Raw genomic sequence first — 26,977 nt, 5'->3', positions numbered from 1 at the left:
GTCATTGTTAGCGCTTATTTACTCAGACAATCATTGCAGTTAAATTCCAAAATACATGGAAGACAATCGATGGCCCAGTCGATTTAGATTTAGAATAAAGAATACCAGAGATTATTCCGCCAAATATTGTCAAATAAAATAGGTGCCAATCTTGTTTGGCAGATTCTAATATCAAATTTTTATATGGAGAATGAATCAAAGCAAACAAAAAGGAAGTCAATAAAATAGCAATAAGTTCAGTCGTTTTTTTCTGTAAATTATTCTGAATATATTCTCTAAAAAATAACTCTTCTCCAATTGGAATAAACAGGATAAAGGAAATAAAATTTATATTCCTGAATTTTGATAAACCATCAAACCTATATGCAATTTGATATTCAGTTCCGAACAACAGGTTGTACATCCATTTTAAAGGTGTTTGCATAAATACAAATGAAATTCCCAATATGAAAGCAATTAAGTACCATTTGCGATGAGTTTTTTTTATCAGGTTTTTAAAAGTCCGATTTTTTATAAAGTAAATAAAAATCAGAATCACAATTAATTGTAAAACTCCTTGTATTAAAAAATAGTAATCATGATAATTTTCAAATTCAATTACTTCTGCTATATATAACCAAGAGCCGATAAGTTCAAGTCCAACAATATAGAGTAGAGTCGCGAAGAAGGCTTTTAGGGTACTTATCAATTCGTTGTTCAAATTTATTGGTTTTTCTGTTTAAGTATAACGTTGGGTTAAACTGCGTTTTAATGCAGTTTAGGTATGGTTGTAGCACGTTTTAATTTTTATTCATTTTTTATTCTCCAATTTTTTATTAGTTCAGTTCTTTGTTTTTCTTCAATAAAAGGCGTAATATTTCTTAGTTTAAATAAGTTCTTAAAATCTTTTGATATAAGATTTGATTGATCGTTTAAAAAGGTGCCAGAGTCTTTATTAAATTCAATTATTTCATCTGAGTTTAATTCTAAAATTAGATTTCCTTGAAAAAAACCTTCTTCATAATAGTAATCTATAAAAATTCTATTTTCGGCCATTGATTTATAGACAACACTATTAAAAGGTTTAATTAAGATAACTTCTAAGTCCTTTGGAATAGTATCTTTTTTCTCTATAGTTGTTTTCGTACTATTTGACTTTGAATTACAACTTATAAAAGTCATTAATCCAATGGTAATTAAAAGTCCGATTATTATATATGTTTTCATTTTCATTCGTGTTCGGTAATGTGCTACAACAAAGATATATAGCTGATAGCACGGATTACAAATCCGCGCTATCGAGTTTTTCAAAAATTATTCATTTCACACCGATGGCGCAGATTTGTAATCTGTGCTATCGGGCAAAAAAAGCTATTCTCGATAGTTCTGCTGAGCCCTTCGATAAACTCAGGACGGGCCTTGCCGAATTACATTTTGTCTTTATTTCATTACGACAAAACACTCGAATTGACGCTTTTTTATTTTTTAGGTAAATACAATTTTAGTTTTCTAATTTCCAATTCGTCTACATGTCCCATTTTACTTTCGTCTTTTGTTATCAAGTGCATATGTACATATGAATCGTGATGTGTAAATACTCCTTTATGTTCGGTCGAGAAAAAACCAACTATTTCAACATTTTCATTAAACAATTCATAATTAGTTTGTCCTTGATGAGCTTCTTGAGGTGATGATACTTTTGTTCCTTCTGGCAAGTTCTGTATATGAATAGTTGCACTTGTTTGCCCTATTAATTTGAATACAAAAGGTCTTTTAAAATCAGTTGTTGTATTGTCAATGAATTTCTCTACATCTTTAATTGTCCTAACATTGGCAGGTAATTCAATTTCATTCCATTCTTTTACGTTTCCGTAAACCAAGAAAGGTGCAGAAACATCAAATGTTTTTTTAACGGTCATTGTCGAATCAGAAGCCACTTTTGATACATAACTTTTTCCATTATTAATCAGCAATTCTCCTGTTAAATAGCTTTCTGGTCCAATTCCATAAAGGCCATTTTTATCAGCAATAGTATCAAGGTTAATACTGCTACCCAATTCCCCCTTCCACATCACATTTTTCATCGCTCCTACAATTTTAATATCGGTGTAGGTTTCTATTTTTTTAGAGCTATCTTTTTTGTGCGTAGAATTACAACTTATCAGTCCAATTGTCAGAAGTGCAAATACTATTTGTTTTATATTCGAATTCAATTTTTTTCGTTTTGTCAGGTTACCACCAACAAAGATATATATTCACCAGTACATAGATTATTAAAACAAAAAAACAGTCACAATATAAGTTACTGTTTTGATATTTTCTTATGTTTCGCCGATTACAAATCCGCGCTATCGGGCAAACGTTTTTTATCTCAATACTTGTTCATAAATTGTATTAATCAACTCTCTTATTAAATCGGAATTTTTGTGGTTTATCATTATCACTATTCCCCAATTTGATTTCTTGTCGTAAGCAAAAATCGAGGAACAGGAAAATGTGTCGCCCGCTTTATAAAAGAAAGTGTCATTCCCGTTTCGTTCTATTTCTTGTCCGAAACCTATTTCCATCAGGGTGTTTTTATAAAACGTCTTTTCTGTTACTGAAGTTGCTTTTCCGATTTTGCCTTTATTTGACAAAAGTGTTTTTAATAATTTTGACATATCAAATGTGTTCGACTTTAGCAAACCTGCTGATGCAAATAATGAATTCCAAACAAAATAATCTTGCTGTACTCCATTTATATCGTATCCAATAACTTTGTTCTTAACATTGAAGTCTGTTGTCAAAGTATTATTCATTTTTGAAGGAACGAGTATTTTTTCCTTTATCAATTTGTCAAAACTTTTTGAGTAGATATTTTCTAACATAATGCCCATTAAAACATAGCTTATATTTGAGTATCTATAATTACCATAATCTGATAATTTTGTACTGTCGTTTATAATAGAATGAATGGTCTCTTTTTTTATGTTTAAAGGTTGTTTAGGGTTCAATTTGATAAGTTTACCAAAATCAAAATCTGGCAGACCTGATTGATGGGAAGCTAAATCAGAAATTTTAAGTTTGCCTTTTAATTTTTCGGACAATATGTATTCTTTCGGTAAATAGTTATCTATAAAATCGTCAACTTTCAATTTTCCTTCGTCTTGGGCTTGTACTATTAAGTTAGCAGTCAGTAATTTTGTAATAGAGCCGATTTCATAAACAGTATTTTCGTCCACTTTCAAATCACTTTCCCGACTGATTTCTCCATAATTGATGAAATATTCTTTTCCGTTGTCTATAAATCCTATACTAATTCCGACTTTAGGGTTTTTATTTTGGATAGCTTGACAAATTGAATCAATTTTTTTCTCTCGGGATTGCCCAAACGCAAGTTGACCTGATACTAATAAAATTATTACACTAATGATTATCTTCATTTATTTTTGTTTTCCTATAAGTCTGGCAATGTTTATTAATGTTACCGAAATGTTGTTTTTAATGTTTGCTAACAAAGATATATAGTTGCTTCTAGTAATTATATAACCGATGGCGCAGATTTGCAATCTGCGCTATTAAAACAAAAAAAACAGTCGTAGTATAAGTGACTGTTTTGATATTTCCTTATGTTTCGCGGATTACAAATCCGCGCTATCGGGTTTACAAATTCGCGCTATCGGGTAAGATATTCATTATTCAATGAACTTTTCTAGAGTTATTACATTGTTGCCATTATTATAATATATTTTTAATTCAGAGTTTTTTATAGTGTATTCAAGTATTTCGTCTTTTTGTACAATTTCATATATAGATGCTCCCCATTCTGGTTCGTAAATTTCGGTAAGATAATATGAATTTAGTTTAAAAGAAGAAAAGGAGTTGTAAGTATATTCTCCTAAGAATTGATTACTTGTTACTTTATTAGGATTAGATGTATCGTCAAATTTTAAAATAACATTAAAATCTAAATCAACAGGTTTTGTTGTAATTTCCCCTGTTACTAAATTTTTATATGATATAAGTTCCCAAGTTCCGTTAAGCCTTTTTATTTGTGTTAAATTGTCATCACTACTACAACTTGTAAAAAAGCAAATTCCTAAAATTAATGATAAAAGTGAAATTCTATTTTTCATATATTTTATATTTTATACACAATAGATACATAAATTGTAAAATAGTTGCGTTAAAGGATTGCTAACAAAGATATATATTCACCAGTCCATAAATCAGTTTATAATGATCTATAAACGTTTATTTATGTTTTTTTAAACTATAATTTCCTGGCGATGTTTTCTAATACCGCTATCGGTTAATCCTATTTCAAAAGCTTCGGCATATACTTCGTCGCGGGCTTCTAGTTCGTTCCAGGCATCGTTTAGTAGGCTCATTTCTATCCTATCCAGATCAAAGATATCATTGTATTTTACCGTTTGATTTAATTCCTTCTTTTGATTTGGTTCTTGTAGTAATACACTAATAATCTTTTTTTGGATACCTTTAATAATGTGTTGGTCTTCTTCGGGATGATCTTTAAGGTTATATTTTACTTCGAGATGTTCTAATAGTCCTTGTATTATTTTTTCTCGTTCGATATTCTTATTTTCAGAAATTTCTCTGATTTTACGACTTAATTTGTTCATTTTTTTAAATCCCTTGTTTTTCTTGATGTAGCTAAAAATTATCTATGATATATTTTTAGGCACTAAACTACCACTCCCTTTTTAGATATTTTTACGGGAAACCGCAGGGTGCGATAAAAGTTTAATTTTATGAGATTGAGACGATTGGAGTTTTTAGAAAATTTGTACCAAAGCCATAAGCTATGTAAGCAAGTTTTTGCATATTTACCGCTGTAAACGCTACTCAAAAACGATTGATTTTTATGATAGAAGATATATTTAAAAAGATAACAGAAAAGTATGGCAGCATTAGTGCTGAAGCTATTTATGATTGGTCCGAAAAAATAAAAATTGTCGAGTATAAGAAAAGAGATATACTGGTAAAAGAAGGGGCGTATTCGCATAAATTCTATTATATCATACAAGGCGCACTCAAAGCTTATTATAGGTCTGATGATAAAAAAATAACCGATTGGTTTGCATTAGAAAACGATTTTATTCCATCGACAACCGATCCTGTACATGGTAGACCCAGCTCTCATACTATAGAAGTATTAGAAGACAGTACCCTGGTAGCATTAGGGCATGATGATTTAGAGGCTTTATGTAAAAAACATCACGACTTCGAGCATCTGTACCGACTTATCTTATCCAAAGTAATTTACCAACTTAGAGAACGCATAGCCTCTCTTCAGTTTAGAACGGTGCAACAACGTTATGATAGTTTGATTGATCTACATCCAAAAATAGAATCTCGTGTTCCTCTGGGAGATATTGCTTCTTTTTTGGGGATTACACAAGAAACATTAAGTAGAATTAGAGGGGCGAAGTAAGAATTTGATTTGGATCAAAACTTTGTGTTCGTTAAATTTATAATTTTGTCTTAGGATGTTAAAAGAGACTATCATTCTGATATGTTGTTTACCTTATTTTCCCTAATCCTTTTGATAAAATGAAGAGAATACACCTATTTGAATTCGAAGATTTACCATGGTTTCCTAATTGGATTAGAATCTGTATGACCCGACTCATTGTGGTAATGCATAAAAAGTTTGACACGAGCCGGGATATGGCTATACTGCTTGCAGATCTTATTAAACGTACCGGGGCCACAAAAATTATCGACTTATGCTCGGGTAGTGGGGGACCTATGATCGATACGATAGCATTATTAAGAAATCAACATCATCTCGAAGATGTCGAATTGGTTTTGTCAGACCTGTATCCCAACTTAGAAGCTGCAAAACGAATAAACAGTAGTAGTGATTATATACAATATAGAACCACTCCTTTGGATGCTACGCATATTGATGATTCTATACAAGGGATATTTACCATGGTAGGTAGTTTTCATCATATGAGACCAGATCAGGCCAGAAGTATTTTAGCAGTCGTACAAAGCAAAAAGCAACCGATTTGTATTATGGAAATCAATAAAAAATTTCCGCTCCTGCTATGGTGGCTCTTTATTCCTCTTAGTGTAATTTTATGTCTTTTTATCACACCATTGGCACGCCCTTTAACGATCAGGCAGCTTATTTTTACGTATATAATCCCTGTAATTCCTCTTTGTTTTGCCTGGGATGCCGTAATTTCAAGCGGGAGAATATATCGGTTAGAAGATCTCGATGAGCTTTTACAAGGCATTAAGGATGATACCTATATCTGGAAAAAAGATGTTATAGAAGGAAAATCTGAAAAAATTTATCTAATGGGATATCCAAAAAAGTAAGATATCGTATTTCGTAACCCGATATCATAAATTCTACCCGATACTTTTTCTATTAAGAGTACCGTTGCATCAAAATAGAAAACAGTTTTTTGAGGTAGACATTTTACTATGGTATATCACAAGGTGATATACACTTGTATGTTACAAATGATCATATCTCTCGTCTTCTGGTTAAAAATCAAAACATGAGATACCCATTAATTACACCCAAATACTATTTTACTTTGTTTAAAGAACTCATCGGCTTTATAAAAAAGCCGAAGTATGAAAATAACCTGGAAAAATCTGTAACCCTTAAAATATATGATACCATTGGATTGTACTTTTTAAAATTCATGTTATTGATTCCTGTAATTTTGTTTTTTGCTCTCGTATATGATCCAGAGAATGTGCAAAAAGCAAATATGTTAGAACGTTTTTCTCCATTGGTTTTATTAGTAGTCGGTGGGATAATTCTCCCTCTTATAGAAGAAGTTGCTTTTAGGCTTTCCTTAAAATTTAAACCCATTTATATTGCACTATCATCAAGTGTATTTTCATATTATGCATTGACCAAAATTGTTTTTCAAACAAAAATAAGTGCAATAGACGAAAGCTTTATGATACGAGTAGTTATTGCAATTGCATTAGGATTACTCTTGTATCCTGTAGTTAATAGTACATCAATAAAAGAGAGATTGGCTAACTTCTGGAGAACACATTTTAGAAGTATATATTATATCTCCTGCGTGTGTTTTGCCTGGATACACATTACAAAGTATGAGTTAAACTTGACAAATATTCTTTTGCTTCCGATTCTTACTTTACCTCAATTAATGAGTGCATTAATTTATGGATATATAAGAACATCTTTTGGTTTTAAGTATCCGTTGTTTTTTCATATGTCTAGTAATCTTCTGGCGATAAGCTTATCTCTTTTGCCTTTTACAGATTAAGAGATTAGATACTCAATTTTATTATAAAAAAATGTTGTAGTAAAGAGAAGATTTCTGATACATCAAGGTGTTCTATAAATAAGAATACATTAGGTAGTAGTTATGTTTCTTAACTCAAGAACACCTTTAGGAATATGGATTTTACAATTATATAGCTAGTTTATGATAATAGTTAATCTCTGGTGCTTTTGTTAAAAAGGCAGCGAGTTTTGCCATGATCCCATTGTTAGAAATAAAAGCTATGTAATCTGTATGATGATTCTTGCTTATCCATTCTTCATAAAATACCATTTCATTAGTCTCCTTATTAAAAAGTATTTTTACAGATAAACACCCTTTAAATCCTCTTACATTTGGTAGGTTCTCGTCAAGAAAATTCATAAGATTATTTACCATAGAATTTTTGACCTCTGACTTTAAAATTACTTCACAATTTGTTTCCATTAGTTTTTATTTAATCAATATGTAAAGCAAAATTAGAAAGCAAAAAGTTGAATACTCTTAATCTAAATTAAGAAACGAACTTAATGTTGTACATTGAAAAACGAGGAGGAAAAAACCTTAATCTAACGATGAAACCGGCACTCTTTTTTTGTTTGTATCGTAGATAAATCTTAACTATTCTTGATTGACCATTTATTCGATGGTTATTCTGTGGTTATCCCTAATATAAAGCGGTAAATATAGCTATTCATGAATTAATCCTTTTTGGGGTATCCCTGTCGCGCTATATTTTTATTAGGATAAAAATTGATATACTATGCTCACTAATGAATACTCTTATCTTCGATGTGATCACTGCGGAGAAATTTATGATAAGAACCAAATACATAGCTTTTGCTTAAAGGATAATCAACCCCTGATTGCGTATTATAATTTGCATAACCATTTCTCTAAAAATGATTTACAAGATAGGTCGGCAACTATGTGGCGGTATCATGAGCTGTTACCAATAGAAAAAGAAGAGAACCGCATTAGCCTGGGAGAGGGATTTACACCACTTCTCGCATTATCAAAACTCGAATCTACCTATAACCAATCCCGATTATTGCTTAAGGATGAGTCTGGTAACCCTACAGGTTCTTTTAAAGCCCGGGGGATTAGTATGGCAGTAAGTAAAGCAAAAGAACATGGGATTACAGCAATGTGTATCCCTACTGCCGGAAATGCAGGAAGTGCGCTTAGTGCGTATTGTGCTAAAGCAGGAATTAAAGCTCATATTTTTATGCCCAAAGAAACTCCAAAAACGTTTCAGTTAGATTGTGAAATCATGGGAGCAAATGTTACTAAGGTAAAAGGAAATATTGCTGATGCTGCCCGTATGATGAGATCACAAAATGATGGATCCTGGTTTGATGTATCTACACTGCAAGAGCCTTTTAGATTAGAAGGGAAAAAAACAATGGGATATGAAATTGCAGAGCAGTTACAATGGAAATTACCAGATGTAATTCTATATCCTACAGGAGGAGGCACCGGATTAATAGGAATCTGGAAAGCCTTTTTCGAAATGAAAGCCTTACAGTGGATAAATCATATCCCCACCCGAATGGTAGCTGTTCAAGGTGATGGATGTAATCCTGTTGTTACTTCTTTTCATAATGAAATGGATCATGTGCAAAAATATGAGAATCCTGCTCCAACCATAGCGAATGGACTAAGAGTGCCAAAACCATTTGGAGATCGATTGATCATGAAAACATTATATGAAAGTAACGGAACCGCCATTTCTATTTCTGATCATGAAATAAGAGAAGGAATGCAGGAATTTGCAAAATCAGAAGGATTATTTATTTCTCCGGAAGGCTCTGCAGTATGGGCTGCATACAAAAAACTAAAGCAGACCCATTGGATAAAAGACAATGAATCGGTAGTACTACTTAATACAGGATCTGTATATAAGTATACCGAAAATTTATATTCATAATTTGTTATACCATTTATAGTATATCCAAACTATAAATGGTAGTATCTCTTTTTAAAAAAGACAGTTTGTTACCGATCTAAAAAGCACCTGATAACTACATCAAAATAAATACGGTTTCACTGAAAACAGGGTAGTGTAAAGAGTGTATGGCTTCTACTTTTGGATCTAATAATTGATTTGCATTTCAGGATATTAATACAATAGTAGGGCTGCTATGTGCTTGAGATACATTCAATTATTGACAATCACACATTTAATTCTTAAATAACAGATCATGAAAAAAACAATTTTTAAAACTCTTTCTGTTTTGATGCTGGCTATCTTTATAAGTAGTTGTGAAACCGACGACAGTATTCTTGATGCTACCCAGGTACAATCAAAAGAAATGATAACCGATAACGCAACTACAAAGATGCGATCTCTTGATGATCCTTTCTTTAAAATCGATGGATTTGACGGCCCTTATGATGTAATTAATGGAGAATATGTACCTCATATAGGGACTTATGTAAGGGTAACGGCAAAGAATCCTTTTGGGTTTTGGAAAACTTCAGGATGTTTTAAGCAAGTAGGGGTAAGATTTCTTAGAACAAATAAAGAAAAAGGCTCAATTACACATTATGTAAAAAGAGCAGAAGGAGGGTTTAGCAGTGTTGGACGTAATTTTATTGCAATTCCTGTAGTATCACCACCGCCACCTCCACCGCCATGTCCCACCAGTGAACACACCAAAATGAGACAAAGTTTTTCTACATATGCTGCAGCCAGTAATTATGACGAGAGGTATACATATAACTGGACAGTAGTTAATAAAGGAAATACATATCACGGAACAGGAAGCAGTATTAGACTGCAAGGTTTTGGTAATTTTAATGTCACGCTTTCGATTGCCCAAGATGGTTGTACTACGCAAACCAGAACTCAAAACTTTTATGTAAACATAGGAAGGTAATTAAAAAGCAGTCTCGTCTTCGACTTTGAATCCTAAGTATATAAAATAGGTATATCTAATATAGTATGACTATGATTCACTATGCTTTGTATCGAGTATCCTAATTATTTACAATCATACATTTAATTTATAAAACAACAAATCATGAAAAAAACAATTTTTAAAGTAATCACTATGGTAATGCTGGCAACTTTTATTAGTAGTTGCGAGAGTGATGATGGTACTTTTGATAGTCTTGAAGGAGAATCAAAAAATATATCTGTAGAGGCTTCTACAATAGATAACTCTACTACAAAAGCAGCTAATGGTTGCCATAACTGGAGTATTAAAAGATATGAAGGTCCTATGTGGATGGATTTTAGAACCCGAAAAGTATACCCTTATGTAAATACGATCACAATTGCCGAAGCAAATTGTGATGGAACCTGGGCTGCTACCGGAGGTTTTAAAATTATTGATAATACCCATAATAAAAGAACAGTACGGGTTAAAAGAATCAATAAAAATGAAGGCAAGCTTTTTTTTATTACCGGTGATGGTAGATATTCTGTTCTTACTTTTGATGCTTTTATTTATCCAGATACTACACCACCTACAGTTTCATGTCCTACCAGTGAACATACCAAAATGGGACAAAGCTTTTCTAAATATGTTACGGCTAGTAATTATGATGAGAAATATACATATAACTGGACAGTAGTTAATAAAGGAAATACATACTACGGAACAGGAAGTAGTATTAGACTGCGAGGTTTTGGTAATTTTAATGTCACGCTCACTGTTACTCTGGATGGCTGTACTGCACAAACAAGAACTCAAAACTTTCATGTGAATATAGGGCGATAATGTAGGTTGCAAAACAGGCTTGTTTTTTTGGTATGAGCATACATAAGCGTAGTTAATATAACAGCTGTGGTTTGCAATCTCCTATATTGAGTATTCTAATTATTTACAATTACACATTTAATTCATAAAACAACAAACGATGAAAAATAGAATTTTTAAAATTGCTTCAATGCTAATGCTAACCATCTTTATTGGTAGTTGTGAGAAAGAAGATAGCAATCTTGATATTTATGATCAAGAAATGAAGGAAGTTCCTTCAGAAACCGTTTCACATAGAAGAAATGAGAATAATAAAGTTACAAATGTTGCAGTTAATAAGTCTTCTAAATTATGGAAAATTCTGAAATATGTACCAGGTAAAGTTATTGTTGAAAATGGACAAACTATTCCGGAAGTAGGTGTTAATATAGTTGCAGAAGGATATCACCCTAATTTTCTTTTTTGGTTAGTAGACGGCTGTTTTGAAATTGTAGGGTCTGACGAAGAACAAAAAGTAACAATCAAAAGAGTCAATAAAAATGAGGGAAATATTTATTATACATATATGGAAAATAATAATATCATGGCAAGTCATAGAAAGTTTGTTGCTATTCCCCCAGATCATTCTTCAACACCATGCCCTAGCGGTGGACATACAATGATAGAGCAAATTTTTAATTCTGTTCTTGATGCCAAGAATTATGATACCAAGTACACCTATAAGTGGAAAGTTGTTCATAACGGCGGTACCACTTATAAAACAGGAAGAAGTGTTGTGTTACGTAAAGGAGGATCTACCGTTACCCTTTCTGTATCCAAAAATGGATGTACCACTCAATCAAGTGGACCTAAAAACTACTTTGTTAGATAAAAGAGTAGTCTAAATTTGATGTAAACAAAAATTACCTCTATTAAACAGGCTGCCTTTTTAGACAGCCTGTTTTGATTATTTGCCAAAAATTATGACAGGGACTGCTATGATAAATTAAACCGTTCTTTTAGAGCTTGTTTAACGCGTTCTAAACCCGCCAGGATATATTCTTTGCGTTCTCCAATCCCTATTCTAAAATGATGGTCCATCCCATAACAATCTCCTGCCAAAATAAATACACTTTTTTCTGTTCGTAACCATTCTGCCAGTTCGGTAGAATTAATATCTAAATTGTATTTTATAAATAACATTCCTCCACTCTTTGGGGGTACATATTCAAATAAGTCCCCGTATTGATCGAGCCATTGCTTTACTACTTTTAGATTTTCATTAAGCATGGTTCTGTTTCGGGTTAGTATTTCTTTACGTTTTTCGGGTCTTAATGCAATCTCACCAATATAATGACTCATAATACCCGCAGTAATAGAGGTATAATCATGATATGCCCATGTATCTGCAATCAATGTTTCTGGGCCTATTAACCATCCCAAACGTAATCCGGGCAGGGCATAAGCTTTAGATAGCCCACCATTAACCATCACCTTATCATACATCCCAATAAAACTTTCTATGATTTCTCCGTTTAATTCGGCTCCGCGATATACCTCATCACAATATACCCAGGAATCTACACGCTTTGCGATAGTTACAATCTCCTGCATTTCTTCAGAAGAAAGCGTGTATCCTGTAGGATTATTAGGGTTACAAAGTGCGATCATTTTTGTTTTTGAAGTGACCAGGGTCTTTAATTCTTCAATATCAGGTCTCCATTTGTTTTCTTCTCGTAAATGAAATGCCTTGGGAACACATCCCATTTCTTCGGCAATACCCCAAATCTGCATATAGTTGGGGACCATCATAACCACTTCATCTCCTTTTTCTAGTAATGTATGGCAAGCAATAAAATTTGCTTCAGAAGAACCATTGGTTACCAATACATTTTCTTCATTTACACCATTGTACATAGCACTAATCCTTTTACGTAATGGGATAGAACCGTTAGTTTGCCCGTATCCCAAAACAGTATTGGTAAGTGTATCTATCTGATCTTGCTCTAATAGCTCATTAAGTGTATAGGGATGAAAACCACTTTCGGTAAGATTGTAATCTACCGTGTTTTCAAATAAAGATTGTACTCTTTCGAGTTCAAAAATTGGAATATTCATTCTATTATATTTTAGTATTCATGTATGTTTTATAAACAGCTTTTGCAATCATTATATCTTGTACTGCAACTCCTGTAAGGTCTACTACTGTTATTTGATCATCATTGGTACGCTGCAAGGCAGGATCCTGAATTACATGACCAAGCTCAACGATTTTTTCTTCGGAAATTGTACCATCTTTAATGGCTCGATATATTTCGCCTCTATTTTTACTTTGCGGAATACTATCTGCAATGACAATATCTGCTTTTTGAAGCACTTTACTATCAAGTTCCTGTTTGTCTGAAGTATCAGATCCTACTGCTGTGATATGAGTACCTGGCAGGATATCTTTTGCGTCGAGCAATGCAACTTCAGAAGGAGTGGTAGTAACAATTAAAGTACTGTTTTTTGCTACTTCTGCTGGAGTTTTGGCAATATGAATATCAAAATCAGGACTCAATTCTGCTTTAAACTTCTCTGTGTTTTCTAGTGTTCTTCCCCATACCCATACGGTTTTACAAGGATTGTTTTTCTGCAGAAATTGCAACTGTAACTTGGCCTGTATTCCGGTACCAATAATACCAATGGCTTTTATTTTTTTTGGAGCAAAATACATAGCTGCCAGAGCACCTGCTGCTGCAGTACGAATATCGGTAAGATGCCCTTCGTCTAATAAAATGGCTACAGGCTGCCCTGTTTTCTGACTAAATATGAGCATCATTCCCTGACTGGAAGCTATCCCTAATTTTGAATTGTTGTAAAAACCAGAGGCAATTTTGATAACATAAAAATCATCATTCTTTATATATCCATATTTAATATGCACATCTCCAGGAGGGTCTTCAAATAATAATTCACCTACGGGCGGAACCACCGTTTTTTCATTACTATAATGTATAAAACCTTCTTTCATAGCCGCAACTATATCTACTGATTGTATACTTTTTTTTATGTCTTTTAGATTAATAATAGTCGCCATATTTCACCATTATTTGAGTTAATAATTGATTGTCTATTTTTTTTCCTGTTAGTACCAGAACCACATTTTTTCCATGATACGCTTTGCTTTGTAATAATGCTGCTACCGGCAAAGCGGCGGTGGGTTCAATTTCTACTTTATGATATTTCATCATAAACGCTACGGCTTTTTTAATATCTTCTTCTTCGATAATCTCAAAACCAGATAAGTGTTTTTTACAAATATCAAAGGTGATGGCGTTATTTTCAATTCCGCCTGCAGATGCATCTGCGATAGTGGATAAAGTACTTGGAGGAACAATACCGTTTTGTAGTATCGATAAATGCATTTCTGAAGCATTTTTAGGTTGACAACCAACGACCGAAATAGTATGATGAGTACTAAAATAAGTACTTATGCCAGATGCCAGTCCGCCACCGCCCACAGGTGTTAAAATAACATCAACTTCTGGTACTTGTTCTTCTATTTCGACAGCGATAGTACCTTGACCTTTAATGATTTCCTGGTCATTATAGGGATGAATTAAAACACCATTGATATCTTTTGCATAGGCTCTTGCCTTTTCTTCTGTTTCCAGGCTGTTTTCACCATAGAAAATAACTCTCATCCCATATTGTTCAAGAGTTTTTATTTTTGCATCACTTGTTTTTTTCGGAAGGAATAATACACCTTTAAACCCAAATTTTTCTGAAGCATAACCAAACGCCGCAGCATGATTTCCTGTAGATGCCGCTACAAAAGTTTTGTCAAAAACACTTTTGTCTAAACTGCGTACTTTAGTAAGAACTCCTCGTATTTTAAATGATCCTGTATATTGTAAAAATTCCATTTTAAGAAAGACATTCGCCCCGGATATTTTACTTAGTTCTGGAGAATGAGCCATAGGTGTTCTATTCAAATCAGGTTTACTGATTTTGTAAGCATCAATTATATCTGTAGCACGTATCATTGTTTTGAGTTTGGAAAATTTTGATCTATCGCTTCAATAGATTTCTGTATTAATTTTGCTACGTTTTTATAATATTCGGGATGTATCTCTTCGACATCATCGCTTGCCTGGTGATAACCTGGGTGATCTTCTTCACTAAAAGTGATATTGGGGATTCCTTTTCTAAAAAAAGGACCATTATCAGAAGAAAACATCCAATAATCTTTGGTTTTATCTTCTGGATCATCATGACCATAAGAAACGGTTAATGGACCATCTTTAGCAATACTTTCGATTATGGGTTTAAATTGTGGATAAGGATAGGTCCCAACAACATATATTTCGTTTTTAGGATTACGACTAATCATGTCCATATTGATATTGAGTTTGATATCGGATAACAAAACAGGAGGGTTATCTACAAAATGTTTAGAACCAAATAGGCCTAATTCTTCGGCATCAAAAGCTGCAAAAAGAATAGAATGCTGAGGTTGGTTTTTAGAAAAATATTTTGCTAGGATCAGTAGGGCAGAAGTACCAGAGGCATTATCATCTGCACCATTGTATATCGTATCGTTTATTACCCCAAGGTGATCATAATGCGCACCAATAACTATATATTTTTTGGGATATGTTTTTCCTTTTACATAGCCTATAAAATTAGTCCCTGTTCTTTCTTTTTTGGTTTTTCTATCTTTAAAAGTGAAGTGAGAATCATAATCTGCATCTAATTTTTCTAAACCGATATCTTTAAAATATGACCTGATAAAGTCTTGTGCTTTTTGATTGTTTCCTGTGCCCCTTCCTAAATACTGATCTGATGATATTTGTCTTTGAATATCCAATAATTCGGTTGTTTCTATTCCCGAATCGGTTACTACATCATACTTTTTTATTTCGTTAGCTGTCATCCAATGAATACTATCTGCAGGAGCTGCTTCTAATGTATACCAATAAAATGCTGTAGGAATATTCATTTCGGTATAGTAGTTTAGATATTTTTTATGTTCTTCGTGGTCTTTCGGAAAATCTAATGCAACACTATCTTCTCCCGACCAGGAATGTACTCCCAACTTGGCTGTAACGTGAATATTTCGTTTTTCTCCTGCCAAAAACATATCTGTTCCGCCAGAAGCTACCATTCCGTTTTTGGGGATGTAAGTGTTTATATGGTGTTTCCTGATTTCGCGAGAAGCAAGAAGATTTATTTCATCGTCAATAGACCCGGGAACCTCTTCCATTACCAATGTGGTTACTTCTGGATTTTCGAATAGGATTTCTTTAATATCATATAGTGTATTAGAATAAATAACACCATTCATGTATAGGGTGTCTTTGGTAGTCTGATTTTCTTTAAAATAAAATTCTGCTACTTGATCTCCTTCCATTTTCATCAATATTCTTTGCCCGAATGATGTGGTATATAAAATTTGGGGAAAGAAATACAAAGTAACAATAGCAACAATGATAATTGCCACAAATGCGATGATACCTTTTTTCATAATAGTAATGTATTAATTAATACCTGGTGTAATAAAAAAACCTCCGTACACCAAACCAACTTTTGTTGATTAAGGTATACGGAGGTTTTCCGTAAAGAAATTCACTTGTTTTTCCGATGTTCTTCCTTAAGCTAAAAAACAAGAGTGTAACATACTGTTACTATATTTCTGTCTATACAAATATAGAAAAAAAATAATTCAGTAGATAAAAATTAGGAGTATAGCCCCTGGATATCTGTTTGGATAATGAAATTTTGTAGGATATCATTTTTTTTGAATAAAATAAATATCTACATAATCGGTAACTTCACTACAGGGGTTACCCATCTCCTGGAGCCTCCAGTACTTTCTGTTTCCCTTTACTTTAAAATTAAATTTTCCTTCTCTTTTGCAAGGTTTTCCGTTGTTTATAAAATCTACCTGAGTCTCAATAGTACCGTTAAATATCAAATGTTTTGCAGAGCTTGGAGTAATAGTACCTTTAATTTTTAAGAAATCACTACTTTCTTTACTATTTTGATGGCCCTCTATTGTATATACATTGTCGTTATCTGTTTTTTCGATCTTGGCAGTTCCAAAATAGTCCCATGAAATCCATTGAACAGATAGATAGTGATTCCCTACCAGAATTTTATCTAAGTCGTTTTGCGAAAAAGAAAATAGCGGTAAGAATACTAAAAGAATTAAAATTATTTTTTTCATATGTCCTCACGTTAATTATTTACTATATATCTTAGGATCAAAGATAGACATCATAAATGATTTGTATCCCCTTGTTTTCAGTGAAATCTTTGGGTTGATAAAGTCTACCTGGAGCTCATATCGTTAAATATCAAGCACTTTAAGAAACGTAGGATAATGGTAACTTTAATTTTTAGGAAATCATTATTTTCTTTGCTATTTTGATGACTTTCTAATGTATATACATTGTCGTTGTGTGACGTTAAAATTAAAATAATGAAAGCAGTTACAATTAATAAATATGGAACTCCAGATGTATTTAAACTTGAAGATGTTAAAAAGCCTATACCTAGAGGCAAAGAGGTATTGATAAAGATAAATGCAATACCAATTACTACAGAAGATCTTTTACAACGAAAAGGAGAACCATACTTCACAAGATTATTTTTGGGTTTAACAAAACCTAAAAACTCTGTGTTGGGTGCTGAATTTTCTGGAGAAATAGTAGAAATAAGTAATGATGTTACTAAATTTAAAGTAGGCGACAAAGTATTTGGACATTCTGGCCAAAATCTAGGTTGTTATGCAGAGTATGTTTGTATTGAAGAAGAAGGTTTATTGCTAAAAAAACCTGAAAACATGAATGATGAGGATGTCGCATCAGTTTGTACTTTTATGGCTGCTTGGAATTTCTTAGTATCTATGGCAAAAGTGAAAAACAATCAAAAAGTTCTTATTAATGGTGCTTCGGGGACAGTGGGGTCTGCTGCTGTTCAAATTGCAAAATCGTTTGGAGCTAATGTAACAGGAGTATGCAGTTCAACCAATATGAATATGGTAAAGTCGCTGGGTGCTGATAAAGTTATTGATTATACCTGTGATAAGTTTACAGAAAATGGAGAACTCTATGATATTATTTTTGATGTTGCTAACAAAAGTTCATTTTATGACTGTAAAGACTCATTGATTAAAAAAGGGATATATCTAAATCCTGTTCTACAAGTTTCTACCCTTTTTCAAATGCTGTGGACAAAAGTGTTTAGTAAAAAGAAAGTAATGTTTTCAGCTACAGGTTTTCGACCTATTTCATTACGAAAAATATTCTTAAAAGAACTAACCATACTTTTTGAAAAAGGAAAATTAAATACAATTATTGATAAAAGATACAATTTAGAACAAATTGCTGAAGCTCACAGATATATTGAAAGCGGAAACAAAAAAGGAAATATTATTATAAATTTAAATTAAATAATAAAAAAATACTATAAAAAGTGAATGCAGAAATAACGGTTTGAAAAAATAAGCAAACCGTTATTGTTTCTCTTTATTCGAGATTTATTGTTCTACTATCTGTTTCATAGTTGGGATTACCATTTCCCACCCTTTTAGAGATTCTTCATATCTCTTTTCTCCAAGAGCAACGGTTGCAAAATTTCCCTGAGTAAGTTTTAATATAGTTTTATTGTTTTTTTCTTTTAGGTCATACGTTAGACTCAAATAATTTTCAGGAATGTCTTCAATTTCCATATTTGGATCAAACATGGTAAAAGTTACCCGTTTTCCTTTTTTATATTCAACTATTTTTCCTTTTACATAGGTAACTTCTTTACCATCCTCGGTTTGGCCTTTCCAAAAAATGGAGCCTCCTATTTCCCAATCTGATAGCACTTCACAACCATACATATATTGTTTGGTTATTGCTGGATTTGTTAATAATTCCCATACTTTTTCTTTATTAGCATTGAACTGAATTTCTTTTTCGATCATCATAATTGCGGTAGAGTTTTTTGATTTACAGCCTATTAATAATAATGAGGCGATTATTAATAAGGAAAATCTGGTTTTCATATGTTTTAGTTTTACAATTTGAAACCAAAAATGCTACCATTTTCTTCCTTTAGATTGTACGATCGGGATAATTTCTAATACTATCGGGAGTAGTCCCAAATTCTTTTTTAAATGCTTTTGAAAAATGTTGAGGAGAACTATAACCAGCTTTATAAGCAATTTCTTTTGCAGACAGATCGGTTCCTAATAATAATCTTTTGGCCAGATGCATTCGATTATTATGAATGTACCCAAATACAGTGGTGCCAAATAATTCTTTAAACCCTTTCTTGAGTTTATATTCATTGAGACCAATTATTTTTGATAATTGACTAATTGTTGGCGGATTATCTATTTGTAGGGTTAAAACTTCTTTTGCTTCAAATAGTTTTTGTTTATCAGAATTTGACTTAATGAATTTGTTCGTGGTGCTTAATTCATATAGTTCTGCTTGTAATACGAGAAGTTCAATACTTTTTGATAGTAGGAATAGGTTTTTGAGTTCATTAGTATATTGTGCATATAGAATTTCATTAATTACTTGTTGTATTTTAAAATTATTAGGCCTCCACTCATTAGATAGAATAGCATTTTCATTAAGGATTACTTTATCGGCCAGTTTTTTTAGTGATTCATTTCCGTTTTGAGCAATATGAATAAAAAAATCTGTATCGAAATTAATTCCAAAAGTCTCAATTCTTTTACTCTTGTTAGATACTTCGATTTCTATTCCTTTAGAATACATTATGTTATTGTGTGATCCTACTAAATCGAAAGAAGAGTTTAGCTGTTTGTACTTAAAATTATAATTTCCACTTAGTCCAAAATGTAGTCTAACCGATTCAGAATTATTTTTAGAGACATAAGATCCAAATGTTTTATAATCAATAATATTATGAGAAATTGAAATTTTATCCAATTCCCATTTTTTTGAAGTTATGATTTCGTTTTCAGATGTCACTCTAATTTTATTTGATCAACATATACAATTTGTGATAATGTATAGAATACTATATTTGTTAGCATAATCTATGATATTGTAATTAATTATAACATCTTTCCCAAAATTTCTTTCATCATTTTGGCTGCCAGAAATGCAGTCATATTCTGAAAATCTCTGTTAGGATTGTATTCTACGATATCGGCACCAACAATTTCGCCTTTTATAGTATGAATTAAATCTATTACTTGTCTAGAGGATAGGCCTCCTGGCTCGTGGTGCGAAACTCCGGGCGCATACGCTGGATCAAAACCATCCATATCCAGTGAGATATATACAGGATTATCAAACTGAGATATTTTGGTTATATCGAGATTTTTCATTTGATGAATTTCGATATTAAATTTTTCTGCCTGCTCTGCCTGATGTGTGTTTAATGTTCTAATCCCTACCTGAACTAACCTTGCAGCGAATCCATTTTCCATGATTCTTGCAAAAGGGCATGCGTGAGAGTATTTATCACCTTCATAGTTATCATATAGATCAGAATGTGCATCGATATGTAAAATATCTAATTTCGGATATTTTTTATGAAGCGCTTTAATGATAGGAAAAGTAATAGAATGATCTCCTCCCAGGGTAAAAACTTTTGTGTCAGATGCTAAATGATTCGAAGTTATGGTTTCAATATCGAAATAGTCCGAAATATCAAAATCTCCTTTATCGGTTATTCTAGAATCTTCGATTGTGATTCCGTTTTCGGTAAATAAATTAAGAGAACCGCAGTGTAATGCTTCTCTAATTAGCGGAGGAGCCAATCTGGGACCTTGCTGAAAAGAAGATTTTTTATCAAATTGTATTCCTTGTATGACGATTTTACTCATGTATCTTTAGGTATTAATTCTGATTTATTTGCCTGAGTAATTTACAAATAGTATCGTTAATTGGTGTTGCAATTTTATGTTGTAAAGCTACCTTTTCGATTGCCCCGTTTTTTGCATTTACTTCTATGATGTTTCCCGTTAACCGATCTGATAGCATTGAGCTTCCTTTTGTTTTAGAGTACGAAGTTATTTTATGTAATATTTCGGACTCGAAACTACTTTCGATTATAGCTCCATCAGATTTTGCTACTTCAATTCCTTCTCTCAATAGGTTTTTAAAGAGATCAACTACTTCCTGGTTTTCAAAAACAGAGCATGTTCTTCCGGTTAAGCATAGTATGGATCCCAGTGCAGAACTTTCTATTAGTTTTTTCCAATTTTCGGTTTTGTAATCTAGCACTTCTATTATTTGTACATCATTTTTGACAAAAAGCGCTCTAAATCGTTTTGCTAACTCGCTTTTTTGGACTTTTAGTATCGGTTTAGAGAATTGCAAGTAATAATTATCCTCAATTGGTTGAGTTGGGCAATCAATCATACATTCCAAAATATTTTCACCTTTGGTAAAAGGTGTAATAGATGCTTTTAATTCTATACCGTTTCTTATCACAACAACTTTGGTATGTACTCCAATTAATTGAGCCAGTTGTTCTTTGGCAGCTTCAAAATGATATTCTTTTAAGCATATTATTAACCAATCGAGTTCTTCAGATCTTTCTTTTTCAGAATTAATAGGTATTTCTAGTTTTTTATCTTGAAATTGTATTTTGATTTTTGATTTGGGGGTTCTGGTGTAATAGAATATTTCGTTTTCAGGATGTGCGACTAATATCCGTGACATTACAGAACCTATTGCTCCCAAACCTAATACTCCAATTCTTTTCATTTATTCTTTTAGTGAGTAGTTATATTAACATGAAGGAAACTCATGTATTTATATAATATGCTTTTAATATTCATGAAATTCTTTTATCGTAAAATCATTTATATTTTGTTTAGGTCTAAGTAAGGCATTTAGATAGTATCTATGAAAATAACCATTTAAAACTACAATTCTTTGATCTTTATATTCTTTTGTGAAATGAAGAATATTTTTTGACATTGTTTTATTCCTAAGTTGCCAAAAATCAGATGCTCGTTTATAACCTTCGAGGTAGCTAATGCTATCTCCATCTGCTTTTTTATGATATGTAGTTTTAAAAGCAGGGATATTAGCCATTATTTTTCCCAGCTTTTTATATTGAAAATCCTGTCTGATGTTTGATACACTATCGGTTTTTAGATTATTAAATGCTTTTGACCCCAAATAGGCAAAAGAATTTAAGGTATCATTTATTACCAGGAATTCTTTGTAAACTTTTTCTTCTTCCCGATTAAGTACTCCTTCTTTATATAAACTATCTAGCATTTTAAAAGCTTTACTATCTGTTGGCCTTGAACCTATTTTAATTCTATACTCATTTCGCCCTGTAAAATCATATGGTCTTACTTTTACATCAAAAGTGTTCATGTATTTTATTGTAGCAATATTCTCATTGCTATCCCAAGTTTTTTTGAATTTAAAATCTGTTGTAAAAAAAGAAGAATCACATTCATATAAGATAAGGTCGGGCTTTATTTTGACCAGGATATTATATAGACTATCCGAATTAAAATTTTCTACAGGTTGGTGAACAGTTCCTAAAAGAATTAACTCTGTATTTTTCTTACTGCAAGATAATATCATGAAACAGCTAAGAAGGACAATAATGTTTTTGTACATACATTTTTTTTGTTTTAAATAGCAATCGACAATTAATTATAAAGACCAATGTAATTATAATTTTTAAGTATTGTGAATATCACTAAGAGAATTGTATGTGTAAAAAAATAAAACAAGTAGTACATGCAGTACTACCTGTTTTAAAATATAATAATGTTCGTTTGATTGATGATGATTAATTTAAGTATATAGATAATTATATTCCTTAAAAAAGAGGATACTAAAGAACATCCTCTTTTCTATAGATACTATTGTTTAAAGATTGTTACAGTTTTGCAATATTAATTTTTGCGAAGTTAATAAGAGAAGGTTTTTATGCTTCGTTTTCTTAACGGATGCTCTAAGCTACAGCTTCCTTTCTCAGAGTAGGGAAAGAACAAATCATCTACACTATACCATAAAATCTTATGGTATTATATCAATAATTTAAGGTTATTACGAGTAAAATATATTAGTTCTAGAACTAAGACCTTCATATTTATATTACTATAAAATGAAGAGAATTACTCTACAATACTATTCCTCTAACCATTATATAATCCACCGCGAAAAGACACAATATCTAAAAATGAAGGAATTTTCCTTTTTTTAATTAGGGTAGGTTTAACAGAAATTCACATGGTTTTAACATTAACATTTAAATGGTTAAGAACACTACTAACAAAGCATGCTTCAACATCTTTTAAGATGTACTAATATTTTATAAACTTTTAAATCTAATTAATTATGAAAAAAACATTTTTATTAATTGCCTTGATCATTAGCATAACAAACATATCTTGTGAACCAGAGGAACAAATTGTAAAAAGTGATCTCCAACAAAACGATAGTATCAAAGATGCTGATATTAACAGTTATGAAAATTGGGATGCATTTCATAAAGCATATTCAGAATATGCTAAAATGGACGTTGAGGCTCTGGAATCTACTTCTTTTTACAGTGTAGAAAAAGACAATATGGTGTATTCTCCTGCGCTTCAAGCTATCCTTAATGAAGATAACCAGTTCAAACTAAATAATGAAATTATAGAATTAGTAGACGGAAATTTTATCAAAAAAAGTATTGCAAAAAATGGAAAATCTACATCAGAAAAAGTAGGCTCTGTATTTGCTACACCTGTTTCCACAGATAATGAAGATTTAGAAAAAAGTGTTGAAATAAACCTTAATAGAGCGTACTGGGAGCTTAAGGAGTTTCGTCAACAGCGTTATATTAATTGTCAAAATGGAGTAAACCATGGTGGGCCTTCTGCTAGAAATTTTAGATTCCTTCATCAAGCTTTTGGAGAATATATCATCACAGGATTCCAACATAATTATAATCTTTGGTTAAGGTTATATTTAGAATACAACCACAGAAGAGGGTCGTGGAGATTATCTGGAGAAAACAGGGAGATATTTGTCAATGTCACAGACAATTCATTTTTAACTAATTTACAGAACCCTAACCGACCGGCCTACCCTGATTTTAGCGGTAACCCTACTACATATAATTTAAGGTTCTCAAATTCTTGTCATTCACACAAATCATTTTTATTAAGAACGTTTAACAATCCTGGATCGCTTGGAGGAACTCCGATCTGGCAAATAAACCTTAATGGAACAATAAAGCAAAAAATGACAGGAGATGTAGAATCTAATAGATGGACGCACAATATTAATTGGTAAAAGTTGTCTAACTTGATTATATTTAAAAGGAGCTATTATATGTTAGCTCCTTTTTTATATTTTGCACAATGAATGGTTCTAAAAAGCGTTACAGTTTTGCATTTATAAATTGAAATAAAAGTTAAGGAAGGAAGATTTTACACCTCATTTTCTTCAACAATTTTATTTTTTAATTCGATAATTTCTAAAAGGGTTCGTATCTCTTTTTGAATACTACTTCTAACGAACTTAATAAAGATAATAGCACCAATAATATAAGAAACATCAATCAACACCATTTGCCATGTGGTAAAGTATAAACTAAACTCTGGGGTGATCATGTAAAAACCAATGGTGTACAATGCAATAATGGTAATAGTGATTGGTCCATGAATACGTTTTCTAAACTTATAAAATGCTATTGTATTATTAGTTGTTTTTAAGACATCGTCTATGACATCGATCTTTTTTGACTTTAGAACACTACCACATTCGATTAGTATTCTTAGTAATAATCCTCCTATCATCAAAGCTACTCCAATTCTACTTAATAATTCTTTTACCGGAGCGACATAGTAGAAAAAGGCAGATATTCCTAGTAAAGTGATTGAAAGTATTATAATATTTCCGTAGTGAAAACGGATATTAGAATTTTTCTTCGATGCTATAGAAGATAGTGTTTCTTCCCGTATTTCAGAGTTACTCTCGATATCTTTTTTCCCTTTTTGCCACTTGCGTTGCAATTCATCAAATTCATTACTCATGATTTAATATTTTTTTAAGTCGTTTCTTTATTCTGTGAATTTTTACCCTAACATTGGTAGGTTTGATACCTAAGACATGAGATATAGTTTCGTAGTCCTGTCCTTCTAACACCATCATGATAATTAATCTATCCAGTTCTTCTAATTGGCCTATGGCTATATATAACCCTTGTTCTTGATCTGTTTCCTGATGTTGTGATTCATCAACCAGAACATGCTCTATTTTCTCAAAGGATAATCTCTTTTTCTTTTTTTCTTTTCTTATGTATTGCAGGCATGTATTTACTGTGATTCTATATACCCAGGTTTTATGCGTAGATTGCCCTTTAAAGTTTTCGAGAGCATTCCAGATGTTAATGAATACTTCTTGCGAAAGATCATTAGCCAAATCTATATCTCCTTTCATAAAACCGAGGCACATTTGCTGGACCATAGGGTAGCACTGGCGATATACGGTCTCAAAAAGCTGTTGGTTCTTCTTACTCATTTGCCAGGAAAGCGTTTACTTTTGTATAAAACCATTCGGGTTGATCAAACATTATAAAATGTTTACTGTCTGAAGCCATTTCTATAGATTTGTTTGCTAAAGTAGCATATTGTTTTTCATAATTAGACTTTGCAATTTCTACAGAAGGAAATGACGCTCCCAGAATTAAAGTTTTTGCAGTCACTTTGTTTAGAACTTTTCTTAAATCAAGCTTCAATAAATCGGTATATCCATATACATAGGTTTCGCGATCAGCTTCCATAATCCAATTGATTAGAGTATCTACTTTATCTTTATTATTGGTCATGTTTTGTGCCATCATGGTAGCAGTTTGTTTAAACTGTGTATCTTCTGCCTGTAGCATTTGCTTGTTATATGGACTATCGTATTGTATTTGACTTTCTGGTACACCAGGCATCATTAATTCTCGCATACACGGGATAGCATCTACAATAACTAACTGGGTAATTGTATCGGGTAGTGCTGCAGCAAGATCGACTGCTAAATTTCCGCCCATACTGTGGCCTATAATTGTTACATTAGTTAGATTTTTATTTTTGATATATGCGATCAATTCTTTTTTAATAGTATCATACCATGGCATCGCAATAGGTGGATTGCCATTAAAACCAGCATAAGAAATAAGATGAGCTTCACTTTTCGTAGTTAAATGTTCTACAGTTTCGTTCCAGATTGATCCAGGAGTGGTAAAGCCAGGTAAAAATAACACAGGACTTCCTTGTCCAACTATTTTGGTTGTAATAGCCGATGTTTGACTAAATCCCAGGTTAATGATGATTAATGCTAAGAGGGTAATTCTAAATGTTTTCATGTCTCTATTTTTATTGTATTTCTATTTTAATTTTCCCCTTTGATGCAGAAAGTTGTGAATTGTTACACCCGGGGTAAAAAAAATAAAAACAAATAAAAAAAGAGCTGTTCGTTTCTAATTAATGTTAGGCTAACGAAGATAGTATAGCGCTAGCTTATGATGAATACAGGTTAATGTTTGGACGAATCGTTAAATTGCCATAAGACATTTACAATTTTCCATGTACCGTTTATTTTTACAATATGCATGTAGTCAATCCATTCATCTGCAATAAGTTTTACAGAAGCTGTCTTGTCATAAATATCTAATATGACGACCTCTTTTTTTGGGTTTTTAGGAAATTTATCTCCATTACTGTTATAGAACTCAGAGAGAATTACCATAAAATCTGTAAACGTTTCTCGAAGGTATTCTTTGTTTGTAGCTTTATTTTTCCAAAAGGTTCTTTTTACCATTCTAGGATGAGCAGCACGTTCAAATTGCTTAGGGTTTACATTGTGTTGGGCTTCTAGATAGTCGAGAGCTACTTGTTTAATATCCAGAGAGTCCTGTTTGGATTGTGCATTTGTTTGATACATTAATAAACTAATGCCAGATACCAAAGCAATTTTAAGTATATATTTCATGATACGAAACCTTATTGTTTTTACTTCTAAAAATATAAGATATCTAATAATTAAGTTTGAAAATTTTCTTAAATGTTAATGAGTAATA

Annotated in this window: 30 protein-coding genes; 9 read left to right on the top strand and 21 right to left on the bottom strand. The window is 32.1% G+C overall.

Features of this window, described 5'->3' with window-relative positions:
* Positions 1–22: 22 nt before the first annotated feature.
* The 6 genes from ATO12_RS10175 to ATO12_RS10145 form a co-directional block, all read right to left on the bottom strand.
* The gene (locus ATO12_RS10175; protein WP_034241609.1) at positions 23–700 is read right to left on the bottom strand and encodes a CPBP family intramembrane glutamic endopeptidase; all 678 of its coding nucleotides are present in this window, start codon (positions 698–700) and stop codon (positions 23–25) included.
* A gap of 86 nt (positions 701–786) precedes the next feature.
* A complete protein-coding gene (locus ATO12_RS10170; protein WP_131248806.1) occupies positions 787–1,206 on the bottom strand; it encodes a hypothetical protein in 420 nt (139 codons plus the stop codon).
* 251 nt (positions 1,207–1,457) lie between these two features.
* Positions 1,458–2,192 (bottom strand): acetolactate decarboxylase, encoded by a 735-nt coding sequence (locus tag ATO12_RS10160; protein WP_240486121.1) that lies wholly within the window; start codon positions 2,190–2,192, stop codon positions 1,458–1,460.
* Positions 2,193–2,345: 153 nt separating this feature from the next.
* On the bottom strand, positions 2,346–3,401 hold the full coding sequence (locus ATO12_RS10155) for a serine hydrolase domain-containing protein (protein ID WP_034241606.1): 1,056 nt from the start codon (positions 3,399–3,401) through the stop codon (positions 2,346–2,348).
* 252 nt (positions 3,402–3,653) lie between these two features.
* Entirely contained in the window at positions 3,654–4,094 is a 441-nt protein-coding gene (locus tag ATO12_RS10150; protein WP_034241605.1) for a hypothetical protein, read from the bottom strand.
* Between the two features lie 132 nt (positions 4,095–4,226).
* Entirely contained in the window at positions 4,227–4,601 is a 375-nt protein-coding gene (locus ATO12_RS10145; RefSeq protein ID WP_034241604.1) for a hypothetical protein, read from the bottom strand.
* 242 nt (positions 4,602–4,843) lie between these two features.
* Between ATO12_RS10145 and ATO12_RS10140 the strand changes: the two genes are divergently transcribed.
* The 3 genes from ATO12_RS10140 (at position 4,844) to ATO12_RS10130 (ending at position 7,247) form a co-directional block, all read left to right on the top strand.
* Positions 4,844–5,413 (top strand): Crp/Fnr family transcriptional regulator, encoded by a 570-nt coding sequence (locus ATO12_RS10140; protein WP_034242019.1) that lies wholly within the window; start codon positions 4,844–4,846, stop codon positions 5,411–5,413.
* A 119-nt stretch (positions 5,414–5,532) separates the two neighbouring features.
* Positions 5,533–6,312 carry a hypothetical protein gene (locus ATO12_RS10135; RefSeq protein ID WP_034241603.1) on the top strand — a complete coding sequence of 260 codons (780 nt, stop codon included), beginning with the start codon at positions 5,533–5,535 and terminating at the stop codon, positions 6,310–6,312.
* A gap of 185 nt (positions 6,313–6,497) precedes the next feature.
* A complete protein-coding gene (locus ATO12_RS10130; protein ID WP_034241602.1) occupies positions 6,498–7,247 on the top strand; it encodes a hypothetical protein in 750 nt (249 codons plus the stop codon).
* Between the two features lie 147 nt (positions 7,248–7,394).
* Here the strand turns inward: ATO12_RS10130 and ATO12_RS10125 are convergent, their stop codons facing one another.
* Positions 7,395–7,691, bottom strand: a complete 297-nt coding sequence (locus ATO12_RS10125; protein WP_034241601.1) for a putative quinol monooxygenase — start codon at positions 7,689–7,691, stop codon at positions 7,395–7,397.
* A 316-nt stretch (positions 7,692–8,007) separates the two neighbouring features.
* On the opposite strand from ATO12_RS10125, the gene ATO12_RS10120 reads away from it, so the two are divergent.
* The 4 genes from ATO12_RS10120 (at position 8,008) to ATO12_RS10105 (ending at position 11,822) form a co-directional block, all read left to right on the top strand.
* Positions 8,008–9,174, top strand: coding sequence for a threonine synthase (locus ATO12_RS10120; RefSeq protein ID WP_034241600.1), 1,167 nt, complete (start codon positions 8,008–8,010; stop codon positions 9,172–9,174).
* Between the two features lie 274 nt (positions 9,175–9,448).
* A complete protein-coding gene (locus ATO12_RS10115) occupies positions 9,449–10,126 on the top strand; it encodes a hypothetical protein (RefSeq protein WP_034241599.1) in 678 nt (225 codons plus the stop codon).
* Between the two features lie 144 nt (positions 10,127–10,270).
* Entirely contained in the window at positions 10,271–10,972 is a 702-nt protein-coding gene (locus tag ATO12_RS10110) for a hypothetical protein (protein ID WP_034241597.1), read from the top strand.
* Positions 10,973–11,111: 139 nt separating this feature from the next.
* Positions 11,112–11,822: a hypothetical protein gene (locus ATO12_RS10105; protein ID WP_034241596.1), complete on the top strand. Its 711-nt coding sequence runs from the start codon at positions 11,112–11,114 to the stop codon at positions 11,820–11,822.
* A gap of 104 nt (positions 11,823–11,926) precedes the next feature.
* Here ATO12_RS10105 and ATO12_RS10100 read toward each other — a convergent pair whose 3' ends face one another.
* From ATO12_RS10100 to ATO12_RS10080, 5 genes are all read right to left on the bottom strand, one after another.
* Positions 11,927–13,048 (bottom strand): aminotransferase class I/II-fold pyridoxal phosphate-dependent enzyme, encoded by a 1,122-nt coding sequence (locus tag ATO12_RS10100; protein WP_034241594.1) that lies wholly within the window; start codon positions 13,046–13,048, stop codon positions 11,927–11,929.
* Between the two features lie 4 nt (positions 13,049–13,052).
* On the bottom strand, positions 13,053–14,009 hold the full coding sequence (locus tag ATO12_RS10095) for an ornithine cyclodeaminase family protein (RefSeq protein ID WP_034241593.1): 957 nt from the start codon (positions 14,007–14,009) through the stop codon (positions 13,053–13,055).
* Positions 13,993–14,958 (bottom strand): threonine ammonia-lyase, encoded by a 966-nt coding sequence (locus ATO12_RS10090; protein WP_034241592.1) that lies wholly within the window; start codon positions 14,956–14,958, stop codon positions 13,993–13,995. Before ATO12_RS10090 ends, ATO12_RS10095 begins: the two co-directional genes overlap by 17 nt.
* Entirely contained in the window at positions 14,955–16,439 is a 1,485-nt protein-coding gene (locus ATO12_RS24775) for a M28 family peptidase (protein WP_051575729.1), read from the bottom strand. The genes ATO12_RS10090 and ATO12_RS24775 overlap by 4 nt, the downstream gene beginning before the upstream one ends.
* Positions 16,440–16,703: 264 nt before the next feature.
* Entirely contained in the window at positions 16,704–17,141 is a 438-nt protein-coding gene (locus ATO12_RS10080; protein ID WP_034241591.1) for a hypothetical protein, read from the bottom strand.
* A gap of 255 nt (positions 17,142–17,396) precedes the next feature.
* Here ATO12_RS10080 and ATO12_RS10075 point away from each other — a divergent pair, with 255 nt between their 5' ends.
* Positions 17,397–18,368, top strand: coding sequence for an NAD(P)-dependent alcohol dehydrogenase (locus ATO12_RS10075; RefSeq protein WP_034241590.1), 972 nt, complete (start codon positions 17,397–17,399; stop codon positions 18,366–18,368).
* An 87-nt stretch (positions 18,369–18,455) separates the two neighbouring features.
* On the opposite strand, the gene ATO12_RS10070 is transcribed toward ATO12_RS10075, so the two are convergent.
* From ATO12_RS10070 to ATO12_RS10050, 5 genes are all read right to left on the bottom strand, one after another.
* The gene (locus ATO12_RS10070) at positions 18,456–18,968 is read right to left on the bottom strand and encodes an SRPBCC family protein (RefSeq protein WP_081802025.1); all 513 of its coding nucleotides are present in this window, start codon (positions 18,966–18,968) and stop codon (positions 18,456–18,458) included.
* Between the two features lie 49 nt (positions 18,969–19,017).
* A complete protein-coding gene (locus ATO12_RS24770; RefSeq protein ID WP_051575728.1) occupies positions 19,018–19,908 on the bottom strand; it encodes a helix-turn-helix domain-containing protein in 891 nt (296 codons plus the stop codon).
* A gap of 86 nt (positions 19,909–19,994) precedes the next feature.
* Positions 19,995–20,771, bottom strand: a complete 777-nt coding sequence (speB, locus tag ATO12_RS10060) for an agmatinase (RefSeq protein ID WP_034241589.1) — start codon at positions 20,769–20,771, stop codon at positions 19,995–19,997.
* Positions 20,772–20,784: 13 nt separating this feature from the next.
* Positions 20,785–21,657: a ketopantoate reductase C-terminal domain-containing protein gene (locus tag ATO12_RS10055; protein ID WP_034241588.1), complete on the bottom strand. Its 873-nt coding sequence runs from the start codon at positions 21,655–21,657 to the stop codon at positions 20,785–20,787.
* Between the two features lie 63 nt (positions 21,658–21,720).
* Positions 21,721–22,533 (bottom strand): TraB/GumN family protein, encoded by an 813-nt coding sequence (locus ATO12_RS10050; protein ID WP_034241587.1) that lies wholly within the window; start codon positions 22,531–22,533, stop codon positions 21,721–21,723.
* 726 nt (positions 22,534–23,259) lie between these two features.
* Between ATO12_RS10050 and ATO12_RS10045 the strand changes: the two genes are divergently transcribed.
* The gene (locus tag ATO12_RS10045; RefSeq protein WP_034241586.1) at positions 23,260–24,201 is read left to right on the top strand and encodes a hypothetical protein; all 942 of its coding nucleotides are present in this window, start codon (positions 23,260–23,262) and stop codon (positions 24,199–24,201) included.
* 137 nt (positions 24,202–24,338) lie between these two features.
* Here the strand turns inward: ATO12_RS10045 and ATO12_RS10040 are convergent, their stop codons facing one another.
* The 4 genes from ATO12_RS10040 to ATO12_RS10025 all read right to left on the bottom strand — a co-directional run bounded on the left by ATO12_RS10040 (position 24,339) and on the right by ATO12_RS10025 (position 26,889).
* Positions 24,339–24,944: a hypothetical protein gene (locus ATO12_RS10040; RefSeq protein ID WP_034241585.1), complete on the bottom strand. Its 606-nt coding sequence runs from the start codon at positions 24,942–24,944 to the stop codon at positions 24,339–24,341.
* Positions 24,937–25,431 (bottom strand): RNA polymerase sigma factor, encoded by a 495-nt coding sequence (locus ATO12_RS10035; RefSeq protein WP_034241584.1) that lies wholly within the window; start codon positions 25,429–25,431, stop codon positions 24,937–24,939. Before ATO12_RS10035 ends, ATO12_RS10040 begins: the two co-directional genes overlap by 8 nt.
* Positions 25,424–26,263, bottom strand: coding sequence for an alpha/beta fold hydrolase (locus ATO12_RS10030; RefSeq protein WP_034241583.1), 840 nt, complete (start codon positions 26,261–26,263; stop codon positions 25,424–25,426). Before ATO12_RS10030 ends, ATO12_RS10035 begins: the two co-directional genes overlap by 8 nt.
* Before the next feature lie 170 nt (positions 26,264–26,433).
* Positions 26,434–26,889: a nuclear transport factor 2 family protein gene (locus tag ATO12_RS10025; RefSeq protein WP_240486120.1), complete on the bottom strand. Its 456-nt coding sequence runs from the start codon at positions 26,887–26,889 to the stop codon at positions 26,434–26,436.
* Positions 26,890–26,977: the final 88 nt, after the last annotated feature.

Source organism: Aquimarina atlantica (assembly GCF_000626715.1).
Classification (GTDB): Bacteria; Bacteroidota; Bacteroidia; order Flavobacteriales; family Flavobacteriaceae; genus Aquimarina; species Aquimarina atlantica.
This window is presented reverse-complemented; position numbering and strand designations above follow the sequence as displayed.

Coding starts and splice junctions, on each gene's coding strand:
- ATO12_RS24775 (WP_051575729.1), bottom strand. CDS start 16,439: ATGAAAAAAGGTATCATCGCATTTGTGGCAATTATCATTGTTGCTATT.
- ATO12_RS10145 (WP_034241604.1), bottom strand. CDS start 4,601: ATGAACAAATTAAGTCGTAAAATCAGAGAAATTTCTGAAAATAAGAAT.
- ATO12_RS10055 (WP_034241588.1), bottom strand. CDS start 21,657: ATGAAAAGAATTGGAGTATTAGGTTTGGGAGCAATAGGTTCTGTAATG.
- ATO12_RS10155 (WP_034241606.1), bottom strand. CDS start 3,401: ATGAAGATAATCATTAGTGTAATAATTTTATTAGTATCAGGTCAACTT.
- ATO12_RS10115 (WP_034241599.1), top strand. CDS start 9,449: ATGAAAAAAACAATTTTTAAAACTCTTTCTGTTTTGATGCTGGCTATC.
- ATO12_RS10030 (WP_034241583.1), bottom strand. CDS start 26,263: ATGAAAACATTTAGAATTACCCTCTTAGCATTAATCATCATTAACCTG.
- ATO12_RS10035 (WP_034241584.1), bottom strand. CDS start 25,431: ATGAGTAAGAAGAACCAACAGCTTTTTGAGACCGTATATCGCCAGTGC.
- ATO12_RS10025 (WP_240486120.1), bottom strand. CDS start 26,889: ATGAAATATATACTTAAAATTGCTTTGGTATCTGGCATTAGTTTATTA.
- ATO12_RS10170 (WP_131248806.1), bottom strand. CDS start 1,206: ATGAAAACATATATAATAATCGGACTTTTAATTACCATTGGATTAATG.
- ATO12_RS10100 (WP_034241594.1), bottom strand. CDS start 13,048: ATGAATATTCCAATTTTTGAACTCGAAAGAGTACAATCTTTATTTGAA.
- ATO12_RS10135 (WP_034241603.1), top strand. CDS start 5,533: ATGAAGAGAATACACCTATTTGAATTCGAAGATTTACCATGGTTTCCT.
- ATO12_RS10110 (WP_034241597.1), top strand. CDS start 10,271: ATGAAAAAAACAATTTTTAAAGTAATCACTATGGTAATGCTGGCAACT.
- ATO12_RS10120 (WP_034241600.1), top strand. CDS start 8,008: ATGCTCACTAATGAATACTCTTATCTTCGATGTGATCACTGCGGAGAA.
- ATO12_RS10090 (WP_034241592.1), bottom strand. CDS start 14,958: ATGATACGTGCTACAGATATAATTGATGCTTACAAAATCAGTAAACCT.
- speB (WP_034241589.1), bottom strand. CDS start 20,771: ATGAGTAAAATCGTCATACAAGGAATACAATTTGATAAAAAATCTTCT.
- ATO12_RS10140 (WP_034242019.1), top strand. CDS start 4,844: ATGATAGAAGATATATTTAAAAAGATAACAGAAAAGTATGGCAGCATT.
- ATO12_RS10080 (WP_034241591.1), bottom strand. CDS start 17,141: ATGAAAAAAATAATTTTAATTCTTTTAGTATTCTTACCGCTATTTTCT.
- ATO12_RS10040 (WP_034241585.1), bottom strand. CDS start 24,944: ATGAGTAATGAATTTGATGAATTGCAACGCAAGTGGCAAAAAGGGAAA.
- ATO12_RS10095 (WP_034241593.1), bottom strand. CDS start 14,009: ATGGCGACTATTATTAATCTAAAAGACATAAAAAAAAGTATACAATCA.
- ATO12_RS10125 (WP_034241601.1), bottom strand. CDS start 7,691: ATGGAAACAAATTGTGAAGTAATTTTAAAGTCAGAGGTCAAAAATTCT.
- ATO12_RS10105 (WP_034241596.1), top strand. CDS start 11,112: ATGAAAAATAGAATTTTTAAAATTGCTTCAATGCTAATGCTAACCATC.
- ATO12_RS10150 (WP_034241605.1), bottom strand. CDS start 4,094: ATGAAAAATAGAATTTCACTTTTATCATTAATTTTAGGAATTTGCTTT.
- ATO12_RS10075 (WP_034241590.1), top strand. CDS start 17,397: ATGAAAGCAGTTACAATTAATAAATATGGAACTCCAGATGTATTTAAA.
- ATO12_RS10070 (WP_081802025.1), bottom strand. CDS start 18,968: ATGAAAACCAGATTTTCCTTATTAATAATCGCCTCATTATTATTAATA.
- ATO12_RS10045 (WP_034241586.1), top strand. CDS start 23,260: ATGAAAAAAACATTTTTATTAATTGCCTTGATCATTAGCATAACAAAC.
- ATO12_RS10130 (WP_034241602.1), top strand. CDS start 6,498: ATGAGATACCCATTAATTACACCCAAATACTATTTTACTTTGTTTAAA.
- ATO12_RS10050 (WP_034241587.1), bottom strand. CDS start 22,533: ATGTACAAAAACATTATTGTCCTTCTTAGCTGTTTCATGATATTATCT.